Source organism: Calothrix sp. UHCC 0171 (assembly GCF_034931845.1).
In the GTDB taxonomy this organism is placed as follows: domain Bacteria; phylum Cyanobacteriota; class Cyanobacteriia; order Cyanobacteriales; family Nostocaceae; genus Brunnivagina.
Genome location: NZ_JAYGHN010000023.1, coordinates 15,340 through 35,850, shown reverse-complemented (window position 1 = coordinate 35,850; position 20,511 = coordinate 15,340). Strand labels below are relative to the sequence as shown.

Below are 20,511 nucleotides of genomic sequence, written 5' to 3'. Positions count from 1 at the left end.
TCTCATCTAGATTTAGATTTAGGTTAATTAATCAGGGTAAGTGTTTTACTTACCCTTTTTGCCAAAATGTAATTTATCTTCCTCAAATTCTCAAATTATTCGCCTAAAAAATATATTTTTAACTTAAACATTTAACTTCAATATTTAACTCAGTTAGGACTTACGCAAAAAACCGGTTTCTGGCTTCACGTGCGTAAGTCCTGTCAGTTATTCTAGTGCCATTTTCTGAGAAATATTATGTATATCCCCAAGTGGGAGGTAAATCGATGCGGATTTTCCAAAAATTAAGCGATCGCATGGTTGAATGTATAATTTGTAGCGTAAAAATATAAGTAATTTGCTTCTGTAACTAAGTGGAAGTTAAATTGAACACAATATTCGGACTGGAGAGTAGCAGAAACCAGAAAATATATTCTTTTTGAAAATTAGCAAACTATTTGTATACAATCAATACAGCCATTATTGGCATCAAAAATATCAATCTTTAATTAGATTTTGTGCATCAAAAATGTTATAAACTTCCTATGTAGTGTGTGGATAATTTAGCCAAACATATTTTTATGAAGGTTGATAACAGCAAATTGCTGACCAAGTTGGCTGGCATTGTGGGAGTAACGGGCATCGGTCTCTTGATTAACTTGCCTGCGGGGGCACAAGAGAAACTGAATCCAAATCCCAGTATTTTCTCGGAGGCTACCTACAGCCGGACTCAGCGTGTGCTGACAAACACACAGTATTTACCAAGCGAACCGGCTCTTGCTCAGGAAAAGCAACAAAATTCATCCGGTAAAAAGAAAAAGACTCAAACTGCTCAAACAACGACTATTGGTGGAAAGCTCAATCCTTCCCCCAGTATCAAAAATGAGTGTCCTTACAACCGTGCAGCTTGCCCTGGTGCTGGTACATCTGCACCAATAACAAAACCTGCCGAACCAGATGTAACTCCGGCTCCAAGCGAACCAGAGGTAAAACCACAAACTGAAGGAACAGACAAGCCAAGCGAAAGCAGCGATACTAGCAAAAACATAGTTGCTGTAGCAGAATCCAACGGTTCTTTTACAACCCTAACCAAACTATTGAAGTCAGCAGGATTAGTCGAAACCTTGCAAGGTGCAGGTCCATTTACTGTTTTTGCACCTACTGATGCTGCATTTGCGGAATTAGAAAAAAAATCGCCAAATGTCATCAGAGACTTGCTGAAGCCTGAAAATAAAGAAGTGTTGGTCAAGGTATTAACCTACCATGTTGTCCAAGGTCAAATTCTCTCCAGTGACTTGAAGGCTGGCGAAGTCAAAACCATTGAAGGTGGTCCACTCTCTGTTAAAATAGACTCTGCTACAGGTGTCAATGTTAATGATGCGAAGGTGACTCAAGCTGATGTGAAGGCGAGTAATGGAGTTATTCACGTTATCGATAATATCCTTGTACCTCGCGATTTGTAAATCAGATTTTTTGCATAACAATGTGTTAAATCCTGAATAACTTGTTTTTACAAACAAGCTTTTTTGGAAAGTTTTTAACTCAAATCCCGTTCAAATCAATATTTGAACGGGGTTTTTGTCGATTCTATTTGTAACCGGATTTTGGAGAATTGGTATAACAGTACATCAGGGAGTTTACTTTCTTGTATACCGATGCTTGACACCAACGGGAAAATATTCACTATCACCATGTAATTTTAATGTCACCTGGGGAGTTTGGTATTCCTCAGGAACATAATTGGTAAATTCGCTATTGAGCCGCTTTAATTGCACCAGAATTGAAGTTGTTATTTCTTGTCTCTTTTCTTCGCTTGCCTCGACTCCCGGTGCTAATTCCACCGTCACTGTTAAAAATCGATTTTTGTCGCTATTTTCAATCACTTGTAAAACAAATTTACCTGTAACCCATTCTTTAATTCCCGACTGTTCTAATCCCACTGAGATATTTTCTGGGTATATATTGGCACCAAAATAAGAAACTGTAAAATTAGACCTGCCAAATACATAAACAAAGGGTAAATTTCTAATCCCCCTGCATGTCTCTTCTTTGGCTATTTCTAAGTTCTTTTTGCTACTTGAGCTTAAAGACGCAACCGGATTAAATTCCCATTCAGCAAGGAATTCCAGCATAGCTGCGTATGTAATTATCCCGCCATTGTCTAATATATTATACCTAATTAAAGGAATGCCATTATTCCCAGAGAATAATAATATACCGTCTTTGACTTCAAAAAAACGACTGAGGGGGTCATACTGTACCAAAGTTGGTAAGCGCGATTCGCCAAATAAAGCTTTTGCGGCTTCCGGATTTTCAGCGAAGAAGCGACGAATGCAAATGCTCAAAGGTGTTTCATTCCCTAATACCCCAGCATCCGCAGTTCCATACAAAGAAGCAAAATCGTAACAGGGATTTTGGGAACCGATTCTTTCGGCGACTAAACTTCGCCATTCTTCACTAAATACTTCCCCGGCGGTGACGAACTTGATGTTGTATTGTTGCCATGGCACACCTCTGGCAATTCCGGTATCGATGACATCTTTGAGAAATGGTGGATACCCCAACAATACAACTTGCTCAAAGTTTGTGCCGAGTTCGGAGATAACACGCAAAATTTCGTCTTTATTATTACCTGGAGTTACGATGGTGATGGGATAACCTTTGCTGGCAAGATATCGACAACAGTTACTTGTGAACATCCCACCTACCCACGTCCCCAGGGTAAAACATATTACAGCTAGGGTAGGTTTTGTATCTGCAAAGAAGCTATCGTGAAATACTTGCTCGAAGCGGGTAGCAATTTCCAACTCATCGCTGAAAAATCGACACCAAAATGTGGGTTTACCAGTGGAACCGGAGGATGCAGCAATGAAGTCACTACTGTGAATTTCCCCATTCCGAGATAGTTCAGCTAACGAAAAGCGTTGCAGGTAATTTTCCTTTGTTAATGGTGGTAAAGTTTGAAAGTCTGTCAGGGTTTGGATACTGGCAGAATTAATACCATTTTCTGTGAGGAAATTCTTGTAGGCGGGAACAGTTGCCACAACATGATGAAATAGCTCTAATGTTGCTGTGGCTGGTTCTGTGTGCAGATGCTGCTGAAGTTTTGTGTCGAGGGGAGTGTGTAAAAAGTGGGAAAATGTTTGTATGGCATACTGCCGTCTTTCTTCGGGATTCATGGCACTTGTCACTGTCAAAATTTGTTGTTATTAGTTAATGGTTAATCCACAAGGGGAAGGTAATTGAATAATTAACTTAATCCAGTGTTACGTTTTTTTGTTTATGCATCATTCCTTGTCTTTCCCCTATCAACTCTGCTTCTTTTCCGTAATAGTTACATTTAATTTTGTAGCAATTTAGTAAAAAATCCTTTAATTCGTCCCTGAAACACCATGCAGGTTTATTGCAGTAAAAAACACGCAAATACAGATAGGAATCGCTTTTGTACTCAATGTGGTGAGGCTTTACCGTTACCACAGGGAAAAGTTATTGCTAGTCGTTATAAGATTTTACGTCAGTTGGGGCAGGGTGGTTTTGGACGTACTTATTTAGCTGAGGATTTAAAGCAGTCGAAGGAAAAGTGCGTGTTGAAGGAGTTTGCGCCACAAGTTGAGAATCCGCAAGATGTGCAAAAAGCGAAGGAGTTATTTGAGCGAGAAGCAAGTGTTTTGAAGGAGTTACAACATCCGCAAATTCCCAAGTTGCACGATTCCTTCCAAACTCGATTTGGGACTCAGGATTTTTTCTTTTTGGTGCAGGATTTTGTGGAGGGTGATACCTACTGGGATTTGTTGGATAAGCGTTTAAATCAGGGTGAGAAATTTAGTGAAGAAGAGGTGATTTCCCTACTACAAAAAATCTTGCCTGTGTTGGCTTATATTCATGGTAAAGGTGCGATTCACCGGGATATTTCCCCAGATAATCTGATTTTGCGAAGTTCCGATAACTTACCAGTGCTGATTGACTTTGGTGGTGTGAAACAGCTACCAGCTTCCCAGGGATTGTGGATGACGCAGTTGGGCGGGAATGTGACTTTGTTGGGGAAAAAGGGTTATGCACCTGAAGAACAGTTGCGTCAGGGTAAAGCTTTTCCTTGCAGTGATTTACATTCTTTAGCTGTGACGGCTTTGGTATTGCTGACGGGGAAAGAACCGCAGGAACTTTATGATAGTTATCAAGGCATTTGGAGATGGGGCACAGAAATTAAAGTTAGTCGCAGTTTAGAAGCGACTTTAAAGAAAATGGTCGCATATAAACCGAGCGATCGCTACCAAAATGCAGAAATAGCAATTAAAGAGGTGCAAAAACTCTCCCATCAAAGGTTATCAAGTGGTTCTAGTTCTTCTGGTTTTACTTCTGCTAGCTCTGCGATTGTCACCTCTGTGAATAAAACAGTTAATCCTTTAATTACGAAAATGAAGACGATGATTGCTGCACCAGCTGCACGTGTTGGTGCTAGTAAGTTACATCGAAAAACACAAATAGCTATCCAAGCATTGCCTTTACCTATTTGGATGCGTCCATTTGCCATTACCTTTGTGGGAACAACAGTTGTGGTTTTGGTTTGCGCTGGCACTTGGGGTTTAGTTAATGCTGTCGTTAAGGGTGTCTCTTCGATTTCAATCCCAAGTATCTCGCTTCCGAGTCTCCCTAACATTCCTGGTGGCAACCCTGAACCAAAAACTGGGGATAATAATCAAGGTTCTAACCGCAACAAAAATATTTTGGTTCGTCGTGATGAATTAAAAGTACCTGAAGGCTTTTTCAATCTCATGGTAAACGAAATATTTTACACAAAACATCCAGAATTACGGGGGCGACGTTTGACTGGGAATCCTGAAGATGAACCTCTACGGAAAGAGTGGGCAAGTATTGGACAAGATATATTGAATAAATTAGAACAAGAAAAAATCAGTAGTCAAGTTCTTCAAAAACTTGGAAGCTATAGTGGACAAGATTACGAGGATTGGCGTAAACAAGCTGAAGCAGGTGATTTGGGTGACTACAGCATCGAAAAATTAAATGCTGACACAAATCGTCAATTTGACAAATTATTCCCCAGAGTGCGGCGTGCAGAAACGAAACTGAATCAACAAACCTACGGACAAATTTGGTATGCGATCGCGGCAGAGAAAGTGGGTAAACTAGATTCTGGCAAGTAGAACGAGGAATGTGGGATGTGGAGACGCGGGGATATGGAGACGCGGGGACGCGGGGATGTGGAAAAAAAGAGATATATAAGAGATGTATATAGAAAAATAGAAAATTTTATTCGTGTCTCTCCCTCTCCGTGTCTCCCCCTAATTTCCACTAACTATTAACAACTAACTTTTAACTTTAAATTAATCTACTTTAACCTTTATATGTATTGTTCTCAAGGACACGAAAACCCAGCAGGTAGTAAATTTTGCCTTCATTGTGGCGAAAAAATTGAGAGTGAAAAAAATCAAGCCGGAATGTATCCAACTATACAGGCTGGGATAACTTTGGGCGATCGCTATTTAATTATCCGTCAATTGGGACAAGGTGGATTTGGTAAAACCTATCTAGCTGAAGATATCAACCGTTTTCGTGAGTTTTGCGTCATTAAAGAATTTTCTCCCCAAGTACAAACTGCTTACGTACTCCAAAAAGCTGAAGAATTATTTCAACGGGAAGCAACGGTTCTCTACAAACTCCAACATCCGCAAATTCCCCGGTTTCGCGAATTTTTCCGCAATAAATTAGGCGAAAAAGAATATTTATTTATTGTTCAAGATTACGTCGAAGGACAAACCTATCGTTCCTTGCTAGATATGCGCTTGATGCAAGGGACACGCTTTAGCGAAGCCGAAGTCAAGCAATTATTACAGCAAATTTTGCCAGTTTTAGATTACATTCACTCCATGGGTGTAATTCATCGCGACATTTCCCCCGATAACTTAATCTTACATAACCAGAAAGGATTACCCATCCTCATTGACTTTGGTGGTGTAAAACAGGTTGTCGCTGCTGTCGCTTCCCAATATTATGCTCCAGAAGCCGGAACACCTTCCTCTCCGGCAACGTTATTAGGTAAAATTGGCTACGCACCACCCGAACAAATGCAAACGGGTAGCGTTGAACCCCATAGTGATTTATATGCCTTGGCAGTCACACTGTTAGTTTTACTGACAGGGAAGCAACCACAAGAACTAATTAATACCTATAATCTCACCTGGCAATGGCGACAGGAAGTTAATTTAAGTGACAATTTTGGGCAAATACTCGATAAAATGCTATCACCCTTGCCAAGCGATCGCTATCAAAGTGCAAACCAAGTTTTACAAGCCTTAAACTCCCCCAGCAGCTATCCACCAACCCTATATCCCTCTACCCAAGTACCGCCAACAGAAGCTGCCACCTCAGCCACTGTGGCAGTCTCACCTGCTGTTCCCCAAGCGACTGCCAATACATCGGCAACGGCAGCACTCAATCATGTCTCCATTCCCCCTTTACCTAATTCCACCCCGGAGAAACCCTGGTGGACACCGGGAAAAATTGCGATCGCACTTATTGGGTTATCTTGTACTACAGTGATTGCAGTTTGGGGTGTAAGAAGCTTATTTAGTACCCCTGATACCAACGGCAATGGCACACAAATAACAGCAACCCCAAGTCCAACACCAACCATCAACCAACCTACCGAACCCGAAGCCAAGTTCTCACCGGAAGAACGGGCACGTAAAGAACGCTTGAATACACGCCGTCAAGAATTAGGTATAAATTCGACCTTCTATGTGAATTTAGTTAACCAAATATTTTGGGATGAAAATCCCAGTTTACGGGGGAAAGAATTGAGCGATCGCCCGGAGGATGCCGCCCTACGAACGAGGTGGGATACAGCAGCCGCAGAAGTGCTAGAAAAGCTCTCACCATTAACTTCTGAGTCGCGCCGCAAACTGGGAACCTATACAGCAGGAGAACGCGATCGCTGGAAAGTGGAAGTGAATAAGATTAATGTTGGCAGTTACTCGCTATACGACTTAGGGGATGCGGCATTTTTCCGTAGATTCCCAGAGAGAAGAGGTAAAAATTTTATTGACCAACCCATCGGTCAAGTTTGGCATGGATATGTCAATGATAGACTCAGAGCAATTCTCGCTGGTAGTGCTTTCCAAAGAATTAGCTTTGAGCCAGGTGCAACTAGTGCGACAACAAGCGGCACTCTCAAAGCTGGGGATGGTAGAGTTTTTATCGCTCAACTTTCGCAAGGACAAAAAATGGAGCTCAAGCTCGATGCCAGTTCCAAAGTTTTACTTTCAGTTTATTCTCCAAGCGGTAGCCAGCGCTTTCTCGAAGATTCTCTACAACGAAATCTCTCGTTGACGCTACCGGAAAATGGATTTTACGAGTTTGTTGTTACTTCTTCTACGGAAGCTAGCTATACCCTGAATCTAACTGTGACTAATTCGGTATCACCGACACCGACTCCCACGGATACAGCGACTCCAACACCAACTCCCACAGATACACCAACACCAACACCAACTCCCACAGATATACCAACTCCAACACCGACTTCCACAGATACACCAACACCATAATGTATTCGTGTAAAAACAAACTGAACAAGTAGTGTGGAGAGGAGTTTCCGGGGAGATGTTCTTCACGGAAAACTCCGGAGCCGAAAAGCCCACCTTTGGGAAATAGCAAGCGAGACGCTTGCACTACTTCTTTTTACATGATTCCTAAGCTGTGGCGCATTTAATTTGTATATTAGACGTGGGCAAGATGCCCGCACTACAGTAATTTGACGTTTTCGCCTTATACAATTTAGCCGCACATCAGCTTAATACCTGATATTGTCCAGAATCGACTTCAATAATTTTCCGAAATTGGCGTAATTTTGTACTATTTTATATAGTATGAGTATTCGCAAATTCAGTAACGCTCTTCGCCAATCGATTGCTGTTTTTCGTTATAGCGATCGCGCCGTAAAATTGGTATGGACTACTAGTAGTCGGCTGACGGCAATTTTTGGAATATTAACTCTAGTTGCGGGTGTATTGCCTGCTGCTGTTGCCTATATTGGCAAACTAATTGTTGATGCGGTAGTTTTCGCCACACAAACGGCTGCAAATCCCCATATTTCCCATGTATTAGGATTTGTCGGTTTAGAAGCATTAGCAGTTGCTATTTTAGCAGCTAGTCAACGCGGTCAAAATATTTGTCAGTCATTATTACGCTTGCTGTTAGCACAAAGGGTTAACGAACTCATCTTAAACAAAGCCCTAACCTTAGAACTGACTCAATTTGAAGACTCGGAATTTTACGACAAGATGAGTAATGCTCGTCGCGAAGCCTCATCTCGCCCTTTATCGTTAGTGACTCGCACCTTTGGTTTAGTACAGAATGCTCTGTCATTAATTGCCTACGGTGCATTATTAATTAAATTCTCAGCCTGGGCTGTATTCATTCTCGTTCTCGCATCTATACCCCCCTTCATCTCGGAAACCAAATTTGCCGCTCAAGCCTTTCGTTTATTTAGTTGGCGTGCGCCAGAAACAAGACAGCAACATTATTTAGAAATATTAGTAGCTCGCGAAGACTTTGCCAAAGAAGTTAAACTCTACCAGTTAGGGGAAATGCTGGTGCGACGCTACCGCAATATTTTTTATCAAATATACAATGAAGACCGTGATTTAACCTTAAAAAGGGGATTTTGGGGATATTTCTTGGGAATGTTGAGTACCGCAACCTTCTACATTACCTATGGTTGGATTGTCTGGGAAACAGTTGCCGGAAGAATTTCTTTGGGAGATATGACGATGTATATTACCGTCTTCCGTCAAGGGCAAGCGACATTTTCCAATACCCTCACGTCAATTGGGGGAATGTATGAAGATAATCTCTATCTTTCCAATCTTTATGACTTTCTCGAAGCAGAGGTTCCTGTTTCTCTGGGGAATGCAACTACAGGATTAAAACCGGATGATGGAATTAGGTTTGAGAATGTCAGTTTCACCTATCCGGGGAATACACAACCAGCATTGAGAAATATTTCACTACACCTCAAGCCAGGGGAAAAACTAGCAATTGTCGGCGAAAATGGTTCTGGTAAAACTACCCTCATTAAACTGCTCACCAGACTTTATAATCCAGATTCCGGGAGAATATTACTCGATGGCTTAGATTTGCAAGAGTGGGATATCGATGTACTCAGACAGCGCATCGGCGTAATTTTCCAAAACTTTGTGCGTTACCAGTTTACTGTCGGCGAAAATATTGGTGTTGGTGATGTCAAACGCCTTGATGATGAGGAATTGTGGCAATTGGCTGCTGAAAAAGGCATGGCATTATCATTTATTGAAAAAATGCCCGCACAATTTGACACACAACTGGGGAAATGGTTCCAAAGTGGACAAGAATTATCGGGGGGACAATGGCAAAAAATCGCCCTGGCTCGCGCCTTTATGCGGAAAGACGCAGATATCCTGGTTTTAGATGAACCCACTTCAGCTATTGACGCACAGGCAGAATATGAGATATTTGAAAGGTTGCGATCGCTTACTCAGCATCAAATGGTATTCTTAATATCTCATCGTTTTTCCACCGTGCGAATGGCAAACAAGATTGTAGTTATCGAAGGTGGAGAAATTATCGAAGTCGGAACCCACGAAGAATTATTACAAGCAAAAGGAAGATACGCAGAGTTATTTTTATTACAAGCTGCTGGGTATCAGTAATAATCATATCCGCCTAAACAATTAAGGTAAAGCTGATACGGGTAAGCGGGACAAAAAAGAAAAGGTTTCTTTTATTAATCTCCCCCTCTCCCCCTCTCCCCCTCTCCGCGTCTTCCTCCCCTCTCCCCCAATTGCTATATTTAACTATATTTAGGTTTAGATTAAATCTGGCAGGAAATGCTCTAATCAATGCAAAATCGCTTTTACCTACCGCCTAATTTCTTCATACGTCGCGCTCGTGCAAAAGATAAGTGGAAAATCAAAAAACTTTTGCTCACTTGGAACGATGGTGTTAATATCCTGCCAATTAATCTATATTGGTTGGGATTAATAATTCTTTGTCTTTTCTTCTTATTTATTCATGTAATTGTTTTTGTGGCATTAGTTGGAATATATCTCCTCTACGAAGTTCAAGTTAGAGATTATTCCGGTTTTTGGGTAATAGATTACAACGGTGCTGCGGTGGGATGTGCTGAACTACGTGTTTGTAACAAGTATTCCGTCGTCTTTAATCTTTGTATAAAGAAAATATATCGACATCAAAAATTAGGTTCCTGCATGGTAGAGCATCTTATCAATGAAGCCAAAAAGCCGATATACTTATCATGCGATCGCGAATTAATTCCTTTTTACACTCGCTTCGGTTTTGCTACTATTCATGCAGAAAATTTACCTAGGGAATTACCAATAGTGCTAGGATTAACACAAAGTTTATCAATTGTTCCCATGGTATTGCTTTGAAGAATTAACCCAGAAAATCAAAACAGAAAATCTCTGTGACTTTGCCATTCTTCATGGTAAAAATTAAACCAGCAGGGCTAGGTTTGTCAACACCATAATTTAAAGTAGTTTTATTTCCATCTTGGGATGCGGCGATTTTCCCGTAGGTTTTTAACACTTGTGATTGTCTATCGCCAACTTTAATTCCATCAATGGTGGCATATTTAGAACTAGTCACCTTGATTTGATAAACAGAAAAACTACCTGGTTTGGCATCTTCACCTAAGTCAACTGTGATACCTCGATACTTCAGAGTTCGCACCTTGCCAATAACGCCCAAAAAACCATTTTCTACTTTTACAGGTTTACCCAATATTTTCCTTACCTGTGCCTCCGACATCGAAAGTTTTATCCCACCTACCCCGATGCGTTTATAAGTGATTCCTGGGGATTGCTTGACACTCTGAGAGATTTGATATTCCCTTCTAGAGGCAATATTGCTATTCGCACTCACGGGACTGTGAATAGAGCTAGCAAAAGGGATAATAATTGCGATCGCTAAAGAAATTGCTTTGAAATTCATGGTATGTTCAGTTATTACTGTAATTTACGTGATTAATAAATTCATAGGGTTATTTTTCCAGGAATATGCAATTTTCCATTGAGCGATCGCTTTTTTACCAAATTAATATGTAAGTTCGACTAATATCCCCTATCTCCTCCGGGTATTTAGACGAACCTAACATGAGAAACTAATATCACTCACCTACCAATGCTTGAACCCTAGCTGGTGTCAAATCTTGCACATTACAAAATGCCACCTCAGCACCCGCATCTATAAGTAATTCCGCGTAAGCATCACGTCGTGAAGGCAACTTCTGGACATGGGGAGGTAATACCCCAACACCCAGCCATTTACGTTTTGAATCCTGACTGCGAGCTTTCTCCACCGTATACATATCAGCAACGGTATCCCCTACGTACAACACAGTTGCAGAGTTGCTAATTTTACTATTATTTTCTTCGAGATGACGCACAGCAGCAAATAGCCCCGTTGGATCAGGTTTACCCGGCGCATCTTCCATCGCAATCAGAACCGATGGTTTAATATTCAGCCTTTTTTCTAAAACATAGGTGGCAGAAGCACGAGTTGCACCACTAAAAAATCCCCACGCGATTCCAGCATTGGTGAGATTTTCTAAGTATTTACTTTGTAATAATAACGGCTCATCGCAGATATAACCATTCCAATTATCAGGGTCTGTACCTCGATACCGAGATTGGAAAAAAGCTACGATTGTTTCATAATTAATTTGATTCTGATGTCGAGATTTACCTGTTTGCTCAAAATATCGATGGATTAATTCTTGCGATGCTTCCCAATCGTTATTCCAAATACCTTCAGATTTCAGATTATCAATATCTGTTGAAGTTGGACGATAAGCGTTATTGGTGAAATATTCTACAGTATCAGCTAATGCACGGCGATAAGAGCCACTCACATCGCGAATAACACCATCTATATCAAAAATAATAATTGTCTGTGTTGATGATTGTGTGGTCATGGAATAATTTATAGGCTGGGCTAAATTCATAAGTTGAAGTTGGGCAAGCATTCTGAAGACGGGGAGAGGGGGAGACACGGAGAGTGGGAGAGGGGGAGAGGGGGAGAGGGGGAGAGGGAGAGACTAATAAAAGAAACCTCTTTCTTTTTTGTCTCCGCGTCTCCGCGTCCCCAAGTCTCCGAGTCCCCAAGTCTCCGAGTCCCCAAGTCTCCGAGTCCCCAAGTCCCCAAGTCTCCGCGTCCCCAAGTCTCCACGCCCCCTGAATTACTTTACCTTTTACTTTTTACAGTGGGTTGTGGCTGAATCCCCACAATGGTTTGGTAAGGTGGTAAAGAATTGGGTTAGAATAAGCGATCGCAGCAGCTAATCCCGCAAACCCAAGGATAGCTCAAGTAGTAAGTTAAACCCGGATATGTCCCGGAGGTGTGATTGTCCAAGTTTATTTTGAAAATTCTCTGGTTAGACGAGAACGTCGCCCTAGCGGTGGATCAAGTTGTCGGTAAAGGTACTAGCCCTTTAACAAAATACTTCTTTTGGCCCCGAAATGATGCCTGGGAAGAACTCAAAAAAGAGTTAGAGTCCAAACATTGGATTACAGATGTAGATCGAGTTGAACTACTCAATAAAGCTACAGAAGTAATTAACTATTGGCAAGAAGAGGGCAAAAATCGCCCCATGCTTGAAGCCCAGTCTAAGTTTCCTGAAGTCACCTTCACGGGTAGCGCTTGATGTTTTTTCTCGCCGACTTTGGCTGATAAAGCTGAAAAGTTTTAGGTTTTGGATTTTAAAAACCATGCCACTTCGCCCACGGGAGTGGCTCCAAAATCCTAAATTTACCGCCTTGTACTGCATCTTTGACTAATCTAAAACATCACAAAATCAAAAATATGAATTATAAAGTGGATTAACACTACCAGTAATTACTTATTTTTGAAATGCATTCTGCCATATTTGATACAGCGACGCGAAAACTTAGCATTGCGGCGATTACCGGATACCAAAAATATATATCACCACATAAAGGATTTGCCTGTGCCCATAGAATCCTCCATCAAAGGGAATCATGTTCGCAGTATATTAAAAGAATAGCCGCAGAAGAAGGTTTAAAAGCAGCTTTAAAAAAATCGCGATCGCGTTTTCAAGAATGCAAGCAAGCTCACCAAATTTTAAAAGAACGTAAATTCAATAACTATACTAATCTTTCTTCTAATTTATTTGCAGCAAATCTTAAAGATATTGAAGAGGAAAACGAAGAAAGTTATCAACCCCGTAAAGGCAAAAAACGAGCTTGGATTAATCATCAATGCTCTCAATGTAGCGGTTCTATAGATGTTCTGGAACTACCCTGTGAATGCGTTGACATGGGTTGTTTAGATACATCATGTGATTCACTAGATTGTAGTGGTGCTGATTGTAGTGGCGCTGACTGTAATTTTCTAGACTGTGGTGGTTGTGGAAGTTAGTTGTAGAGACGGGATAAATTTTCGTCTGCTTGCTGTGGCGACTGCTGCACTTGTTGGGGAATGGGATTAACTTGTGCATCTTGAGGCTTTTTCTGTCCAAATAGTCTTTGTAACCAGCCCATAAATTTTTCCTCCTGTGAGGATTAAGAATAGCTGCATCGTAGAAAATTAAATATGTAAAGCACATCTATCGAGAACAAGAAAAATGTTGCCCGAAAAACCTACTCTTAGAATGATTTCAAGTTAATGCAGCATTCCTAATTGTTGAAAACCAAGCACTTTGAGAGATAAGCAACGATTTTTCACAAATCAAAAAAACAAATAAAATTACTATAATAATTTACAATTAATTACCAATTAATCATCAAGTGAGATTACATCATGAAAACGCGAATAATCAATACAGCGTCTACCATCGCTTGTCTTCGATAAAATATCTACAAAACGCATATTCCAAGCTATTTCTTCGGCAAGGAATGAATGACGGGCATGAATTGTTTGCGATACTGTTTCATCAATTCCTGTGAGAGTCACAATAATTTCCATCTCATGATCAATCATTTCTTGAGGAGTGACTTCATATAACGGACTATCTTCGTTAATTTCGTGCATGATTAACCAAGAAAGTGCAAATAGAGGTGATTGACTGCGAACTAAGGGAACATCATAAAATCGTCGCATAAAATCACCTTCCTTAGTCAATTCACTCTTTACCAGACTGACGCGAACTTGCGCTTCTAAAATCCAATTTTGGCGCTTGTTAGCAACTCGAAACATCAAAGTTGGTAATCCATTGTGTGGTGCAATCAAAGCTATGCGACTAAATATCACCCTGGCTTTGGGTAAGGAAAAACGAGCAAACATCAGCCCGCTTGCCATCGCCAAACCTAGTAACCCAAATAAAGCCTCAATTGTCACTAAAATATTGACATACGGAGTTTTCGGATACATGGCTCCATAGCCAATTGATGCCATTGTTTGCACGCTAAAGAAAAATGCATCCCCAAAGTTACCTGGACGAGCATTTTCAATCCCATCTCCACCCGCAAGATATGCAAACGCAAATAAAACATTCGCAATTATGTATCCCAAACTGATAAAGGCAATAAATTTAACCCAACTCAGTTTTATGAGTACATGATATAAATCGTAGTGCCAGCGCGAGTATGATAATCCCTTACGGACAACGTTAAAGCTCCCATCCCGATTAATCATCCGATTTTGTGGGGAAACTTGGCGATGGTTTTTAGTCATATTTGGCAGTGTATTCACTGTAGCGATACTCCTTCAGAGAATCGTACTCAGAAACTTAAAGGTAAGTATAGTCTCTTACTAAATCTAATATATTGAGTATTAGATATTGATACCAATTCTCCAAAAGAAAGTAAAAGTAACAGATGGTAACGCGGGGATGGAGAGACACGGAGATTTATTTTATGTGTTGCCAGATTTTGGAGAAACGATATGGGTATTGGGTTGTAGACAAATCTAATAAAAAAAGAAACGATGCTTTCCAGCACCGCTCCGAAATTCATATTCAATGCATAAATAGACCAAAAAATCAAGCTTCAACGCTAGAATTTTCGTTCCCATCGCTAGTTTCGCTCTTCTCTTCTGTTTCTTCTGCAACAGCCTCAGACTCAACTTCTGGCTCAGTTTTAGCGACAACTGGGGGTTTGGGCTTTGGTGGACGTGCAAAGGCTGGGTTAACAGGAGGTTTAGATTCTTCCGAGTCAAATGACTTTTTGCCTCTACCCTCACGTTTATTGCCCCTGGAAGCACGATCGCTGCGATCGCGATTTGATTTTACAGGCTTGGCATCCGAATTATCAGCACCACCGTCAGGATTTGGCTGGCGGTCTGATTTCTTGATTGGCTTTTCTACCATCGTGAATTTATATTAAATCATTTCGTATGATACACCGCTTTCGTTTAAGGGGAAAGAGGAAGCGGTTTCTCGATGATTCTAGATGCATTTGCCCAAGGGAGAAAATCCCAGACTTCCCTATTCCTGTCTTCTCAAATACCCAATAGCCAAAACTAGATGTCCTTGACTAACTTATCCCAACCCAAATCTTTGAGGTTATTATTCCGCCGTAATGGACGTGTCACCAATTCCAAGATATCTCGTGCATTACTAAAGCCGTGAATTTGGGCAAAGGTAAATTCCACAGACCATTTGGTATTAATTCCCCTGGCTTCCAGTGGGTTTGCATGTGCCATTCCCGTAATTACCAAGTCTGGCTTGAGTTCGTAAATGCGCTGCACTTGGTTATAATTATCCGGTTTTTCCACTATTCTCGGCAGTGGTACACCCATTTCGATACATGTTTTTTCTAGCATTGCTAATTCCGCAGCTTGGTAGCGCTTATCCATGTAGGGAATACCGATTTCGGGTACTGTCATACCGCAACGCACAAGGAATCTGGCTAGGGATATTTCCAGCAGGTTGTCACCCATGAAGAATACTGATTTTCCCCGAATTAACTTGACGTATTCTTCCAAATTTTCCCAAATTTTGGCTTCCCGTTCATCCAAACCTATGGGTGTAATTCCAAAAACTGAGCAAATTTTTTCAATCCAAGCACGGCTGCCATCAGGTCCAATTGGGAAAGGTGCGCCGATTAATTTACACTTGCGACGACGCATTAGGGTACTCGCTGTGCGGCTGAGGAAGGGATTGACACCACACACATAATACCCTTCTTCAATCGTTGGTAATTCTGTGAAGCGTTTGGCGGGCAACCAACCGGAAACTTTGATACCTTGTCTTTTCAGTTCTAAGGTTAATTGCGTGACTACGGGGTCTGGCAATGAACCAAATAATACCAGAGGCGGATGGTCTTTATATTCCGATTCTTCCTGTGCTACTTCTTCTTTTTTCTTACCGAAGTTGAGTAGCTTTTGAATGGCATTCGCATCATTTTTGGCGGTTTCTGTCACTGGTGCTTTATCGGGGCAGCGATTTGCCATTGCCGCCAATACGGTATCTTCACCTTGAGTAAAAGCGTAATCTAAACCGTTAGCACGGGCAACTACAATGGGTATACCGATTTCCGATTCTAATTTCGGTGCTAACCCTTCCAAATCCATCTTGATGATTTCTGTTGTGCAAGTCCCAATCCAAACTATGACACTAGGATTGCGATCGCGTTTAATTTGCGTACATAATCGCTTTAATTCCTCATAATCATTTAGCTGTGCGGAAATATCACCTTCTTCCAACTCCGCCATTGCATACCTGGGTTCGGCAAAAATCATCACTCCCATGGCATTTTGCAGAAAGTAACCGCAGGTTTTTGTCCCAATTACTAAAAAGAAACTGTCCTCGATTTTTTGATACAACCAGGCTACACAACTAATTGGACAAAAAGTGTGATAGTTACCAGTCTCACACTCGAAAGTTAAAGTTTGTGATTCTGCAACAGTCATTTTTAGATTTTCTCCCCTTTTTTTATAAGTTAGGAGTCAAAAGTCATTTGTCATTAGTTATTGATTGTTAATTACTTGAATGAGAGCAAAACAACAATACAGCACTAACAACTCTAAAATACTCAACACTAATAGCAAAGGACTAATGACTAAAGACTAAGAACTAATGACTCCCAACTATTGATTTATCTATCCATTGGGGAAGAGACGAGCAATCTCCGAATCTTCTTCAAATCCATTAGTTCCAAACTCTTCCCCTAAGAGCATTTCGCTATCTACGTCGCCTGTTTTCGCTTGTGATTCTTCACCCCAAACATCCATCAATACTTCGTTAAAAGCATTTTCTTCATCGGGTGTGTTGATATCTTCCAGGGCGTTATATTCCATTTTGGCTGCGGCAGCCTCATTCTCAAAGGAAATATCGCCGCCAAAGTCATCTTCTGTTTTCGCAACCGGGACATGAGCAAATCCAGAAACCTCTGGTTCCGAGATACTTGCCATGCCTTCCAATCCAGCCGCAGCCGTAAAGTTACTGATGACAGCATCTTCTGTGATTCCAGTATTATCACTGATTTCTATCTCTGAATCTTCTCCAGCTTGTGGCATGGCGGAGTTACCAAGAGCCATATCTGGATCAAAATGTAAGCCTAATACTTCGATGAGGGTATCCGCATCTGGGTTCAATTTCGAGAAAGGTAGCATCAACTGCGACAATTTCGGCTCTAGGGCATTTGCCACCCCTAAAATCAGGTAAGAAGGTGGGCGCTTGCCTCCATCCGGTGTGTAAACAGATTCTACCTGCATGTGTAGGAGAATCCAATCGCGGTTAACCTGGAAAAATTGCAACCACTTTTGCTTCAGAGATTCTGTAAAACTGTAAAAGAATGCCATATATACCCCCATCCTTCAGAGAGAATTAATGATTTATACAATCATCAAGTCTAATTCCTCTTCCGGATTAGGAACTGCGGGTTTACCCGGATTTAAGTAAAAATCGGATAACAAAGCGAACAATTCCCGATCTGGGGAATCGTTGGGAACTACACCTTCAGGACGCGCTAAGATTTGGTCGGCGATGCTGAGATAGTAGTCACAGACAAAGTTCAATGATGGATCATGCTCTGCCATCTCAAAAAGTGTTTTTCCTTTGACACGGGAAACACGAATGTCTTCGATTAATGGCAGCACTTCTAACACAGGCATGGGAACTGATTCGATGTATTTATCGATCAGATCACGTTTCGAGGTGCGATTTCCAATTAACCCAGCCAAGCGTAAGGGGTGGGTGCGAGCTTTTTCGCGTACCGATGCGGCAATCCGATTGGCGGCAAATAGGGCATCGAATCCGTTATCGGTGACAATCATGCAGTAGTCGGCATAGTTGAGAGGTGCTGCAAAACCGCCACAAACAACGTCACCGAGTACATCAAACAGGATTACATCGTACTCATCAAAGGCATTAAGTTCCTTCAGTAATTTCACTGTTTCGCCGACTACGTAACCGCCACATCCTGCACCCGCAGGTGGACCACCTGCTTCTACGCAATCAACACCGCCGTAGCCTTTGTAAATTACATCTTCTGACCAAACATCTTCGTAATGATAGTTTTTTTCTTGTAGTGTATCAATAATTGTGGGAATTAAAAATCCAGTCAGGGTGAAGGTACTGTCATGTTTGGGATCACATCCAATTTGCAATACTCGTTTACCCCGTTTGGCTAGGGCAACAGAGATATTACAGCTAGTTGTGGATTTGCCGATTCCACCTTTTCCATAAACTGCTAGTTTCACTTGCGATCGCCTCTTAATCTAGGGAGTTGGAAGTTAAAAATTGCGCTTCTACGAGTATTGCGAATTAGCAATCTCTGTAAAGCCATTATTGTGCAGATGCTTTGTTAAATAAAGGGGGTGTTTATTTATAAAGAGGCGAAATCAAGATTAATTAAGTCTATCTAATCTGCCTGAATCTACAAATACCGCATTAATTCTCTTTTAAAACTGAAAAAACATTATTTTTAATCTTTGTATAATTAAATTTATAAAATTAGTAACAATAAACAAAAAAATTAGAACTTATTTTTGTTGTCGGGAAGTCAGGTTTTGAGGTGGAATCGCCGGAATGAAGATGGGGTTGTCGGACTTGGGAATTACTCCTCTAGGTATGTATTCCCCACATTACAGGGGAAATACTTTCACATGGGAATACAGCAAAGGGACTGAAAACGTAATCAAGTAGGTATTTATTACAAGCTGATTTATGGGAGTTTATCAAATATTATTACAATTGCAGATTGTCTGGAAATAATGTCTTTGTTTGCTGGAAATTGGGAAATCGAGACAAAAGTCAGAAATTGTGCTGGAAGCATAAATCTCCCAGCCATTTCTCCTCAGAACATAACTAATAACTAAATAATGACTAAGCTTGAGGTTTAATATAAGCGATCGCCTGCTTCCACACAGTCGTTTTCTGACCATTTTGATCGGCAATTGCCACACACTGGGGGTCTTGCCATAAAATTTTGCCTGTGAGAATATCACCAGTCAGCAGCTTTAACTCCACAGTTGCAGTGTCTTTAATCAAATTCTGGACTTGGCGGATGCTAGGCAAAGAAGTATCGAAATCTGTAAGCATTTTGAGTAGATATGATTGGTTAATGGTTAATAGATAATGGTTAATAGGTAATCAGCAAGAGTTATAAGTCAATGGATACTTGACAACTAAACACTGACCATTAACCATTAAGCACTAACCATCTTTGATAATTCATCTTTAAGGCAAATGGCAATCGAATTTACTAAGTATCACGGTCTGGGTAACGATTTTATTTTGATTGATAATCGCTCAAGCTCAACACCTGCAATTACTCCAGAGAAAGCGATCGCCATCTGCGATCGGCATTTTGGTATCGGTGCTAATGGTGTAATTTTTGCACTTTCTGGTGAAGATGGTACTGATTACACAATGCGAATTTTTAATTCCGATGGTTCGGAGCCAGAAATGTGTGGGAATGGGATTCGCTGTCTGGCGGCATTTTTAGCTGATTTAGAGGGTATATCTCGTCAAAGCGATCAATACCGCATTCACACCCTTGCAGGGGTGATGATACCTCAACTTACCCCCGATGGACAAATCAAAGTCGATATGGGTGAACCTCGGTTACTAGCTGGCGAAATCCCCACTACTCTTTGTACCCCTGAACAAAAGGTTGTCGAACATCCAATTGAAGTCGCTGGTAAAACTTGGGATGTCACCTGCGTTAGTATGGGCAATCCCCACTGCATTACCTTTGTTGATGATGTCGCAGCCATTAAACTCGAAGAAATTGGACCCCAATTTGAACATCATCCGGGATTTCCCCAAAGAACAAACACCGAATTCATTCAAGTAGTCAGTCGCGATTATGTGAAAATGCGTGTTTGGGAACGAGGTGCGGGGATTACATTAGCCTGCGGTACAGGTGCATGTGCTTCTTTAGTGGCTGCTGTATTAACTGGAAGATGCGATCGCATTGCGACTGTAGAACTTCCAGGTGGTTCTCTAGAAATCGAATGGTCTGATATTGATCAACGAGTTTACATGACAGGACCCGCAGAACGAGTATTTACTGGCAAATTTTAGGTCAATTTTCGTTACTGTTTAGGTAG

Annotated in this window: 18 protein-coding genes; 8 read left to right on the top strand and 10 right to left on the bottom strand. The window is 41.1% G+C overall.

Translation table 11 applies throughout. From position 1 onward, the window contains the following. Window positions 1–560 precede the first annotated feature (560 nt). A complete protein-coding gene (locus VB733_RS17315; RefSeq protein ID WP_323341304.1) occupies window positions 561–1,442 on the top strand; it encodes a fasciclin domain-containing protein in 882 nt (293 codons plus the stop codon). Between the two features lie 174 nt (window positions 1,443–1,616). Here the strand turns inward: VB733_RS17315 and VB733_RS17310 are convergent, their stop codons facing one another. Further along, entirely contained in the window at window positions 1,617–3,158 is a 1,542-nt protein-coding gene (locus VB733_RS17310) for a phenylacetate--CoA ligase family protein (RefSeq protein ID WP_323341369.1), read from the bottom strand. A gap of 213 nt (window positions 3,159–3,371) precedes the next feature. On the opposite strand from VB733_RS17310, the gene VB733_RS17305 reads away from it, so the two are divergent. From VB733_RS17305 to VB733_RS17290, 4 genes are all read left to right on the top strand, one after another. Beyond that, entirely contained in the window at window positions 3,372–5,141 is a 1,770-nt protein-coding gene (locus tag VB733_RS17305; RefSeq protein WP_323341303.1) for a serine/threonine-protein kinase, read from the top strand. Between the two features lie 201 nt (window positions 5,142–5,342). Then, entirely contained in the window at window positions 5,343–7,544 is a 2,202-nt protein-coding gene (locus tag VB733_RS17300) for a protein kinase domain-containing protein (protein WP_323341302.1), read from the top strand. Window positions 7,545–7,865: 321 nt separating this feature from the next. Continuing rightward, on the top strand, window positions 7,866–9,686 hold the full coding sequence (locus VB733_RS17295) for an ABC transporter ATP-binding protein (protein ID WP_323341301.1): 1,821 nt from the start codon (window positions 7,866–7,868) through the stop codon (window positions 9,684–9,686). Between the two features lie 189 nt (window positions 9,687–9,875). Further along, window positions 9,876–10,427: a GNAT family N-acetyltransferase gene (locus tag VB733_RS17290; RefSeq protein WP_323341300.1), complete on the top strand. Its 552-nt coding sequence runs from the start codon at window positions 9,876–9,878 to the stop codon at window positions 10,425–10,427. A gap of 4 nt (window positions 10,428–10,431) precedes the next feature. On the opposite strand, the gene VB733_RS17285 is transcribed toward VB733_RS17290, so the two are convergent. Then, entirely contained in the window at window positions 10,432–10,989 is a 558-nt protein-coding gene (locus VB733_RS17285) for a hypothetical protein (protein ID WP_323341299.1), read from the bottom strand. 175 nt (window positions 10,990–11,164) lie between these two features. Next, window positions 11,165–11,971 (bottom strand): TIGR01548 family HAD-type hydrolase, encoded by an 807-nt coding sequence (locus tag VB733_RS17280; RefSeq protein WP_323341368.1) that lies wholly within the window; start codon window positions 11,969–11,971, stop codon window positions 11,165–11,167. Window positions 11,972–12,400: 429 nt separating this feature from the next. Between VB733_RS17280 and VB733_RS17275 the strand changes: the two genes are divergently transcribed. After that, complete coding sequence (locus VB733_RS17275; protein ID WP_096612391.1) at window positions 12,401–12,700, top strand: 30S ribosomal protein PSRP-3; 300 nt, start codon at window positions 12,401–12,403, stop codon at window positions 12,698–12,700. A 206-nt stretch (window positions 12,701–12,906) separates the two neighbouring features. Further along, on the top strand, window positions 12,907–13,434 hold the full coding sequence (yidD, locus tag VB733_RS17270; RefSeq protein ID WP_323341298.1) for a membrane protein insertion efficiency factor YidD: 528 nt from the start codon (window positions 12,907–12,909) through the stop codon (window positions 13,432–13,434). Here yidD and VB733_RS27515 read toward each other — a convergent pair. The 7 genes from VB733_RS27515 to VB733_RS17235 all read right to left on the bottom strand — a co-directional run bounded on the left by VB733_RS27515 (window position 13,431) and on the right by VB733_RS17235 (window position 19,498). Next, window positions 13,431–13,556 carry a hypothetical protein gene (locus VB733_RS27515; RefSeq protein ID WP_416336331.1) on the bottom strand — a complete coding sequence of 42 codons (126 nt, stop codon included), beginning with the start codon at window positions 13,554–13,556 and terminating at the stop codon, window positions 13,431–13,433. The genes yidD and VB733_RS27515 overlap by 4 nt on opposite strands. 235 nt (window positions 13,557–13,791) lie before the next feature. Further along, window positions 13,792–14,688: an ion channel gene (locus VB733_RS17260; RefSeq protein WP_323341367.1), complete on the bottom strand. Its 897-nt coding sequence runs from the start codon at window positions 14,686–14,688 to the stop codon at window positions 13,792–13,794. A 307-nt stretch (window positions 14,689–14,995) separates the two neighbouring features. Beyond that, entirely contained in the window at window positions 14,996–15,322 is a 327-nt protein-coding gene (locus VB733_RS17255) for a hypothetical protein (protein ID WP_323341297.1), read from the bottom strand. A 152-nt stretch (window positions 15,323–15,474) separates the two neighbouring features. Next, window positions 15,475–16,866, bottom strand: coding sequence for a ferredoxin:protochlorophyllide reductase (ATP-dependent) subunit N (locus tag VB733_RS17250; RefSeq protein ID WP_323341296.1), 1,392 nt, complete (start codon window positions 16,864–16,866; stop codon window positions 15,475–15,477). Between the two features lie 189 nt (window positions 16,867–17,055). Continuing rightward, entirely contained in the window at window positions 17,056–17,757 is a 702-nt protein-coding gene (locus VB733_RS17245; protein WP_323341295.1) for a DUF5331 domain-containing protein, read from the bottom strand. 33 nt (window positions 17,758–17,790) lie between these two features. Then, window positions 17,791–18,657, bottom strand: coding sequence for a ferredoxin:protochlorophyllide reductase (ATP-dependent) iron-sulfur ATP-binding protein (bchL, locus tag VB733_RS17240; RefSeq protein WP_323341294.1), 867 nt, complete (start codon window positions 18,655–18,657; stop codon window positions 17,791–17,793). Between the two features lie 625 nt (window positions 18,658–19,282). Further along, window positions 19,283–19,498 carry an Hfq-related RNA-binding protein gene (locus VB733_RS17235; protein ID WP_323341293.1) on the bottom strand — a complete coding sequence of 72 codons (216 nt, stop codon included), beginning with the start codon at window positions 19,496–19,498 and terminating at the stop codon, window positions 19,283–19,285. Between the two features lie 147 nt (window positions 19,499–19,645). Here VB733_RS17235 and dapF point away from each other — a divergent pair, with 147 nt between their 5' ends. Further along, window positions 19,646–20,485: a diaminopimelate epimerase gene (gene dapF / locus VB733_RS17230; RefSeq protein WP_323341292.1), complete on the top strand. Its 840-nt coding sequence runs from the start codon at window positions 19,646–19,648 to the stop codon at window positions 20,483–20,485. Window positions 20,486–20,511 lie beyond the last annotated feature (26 nt).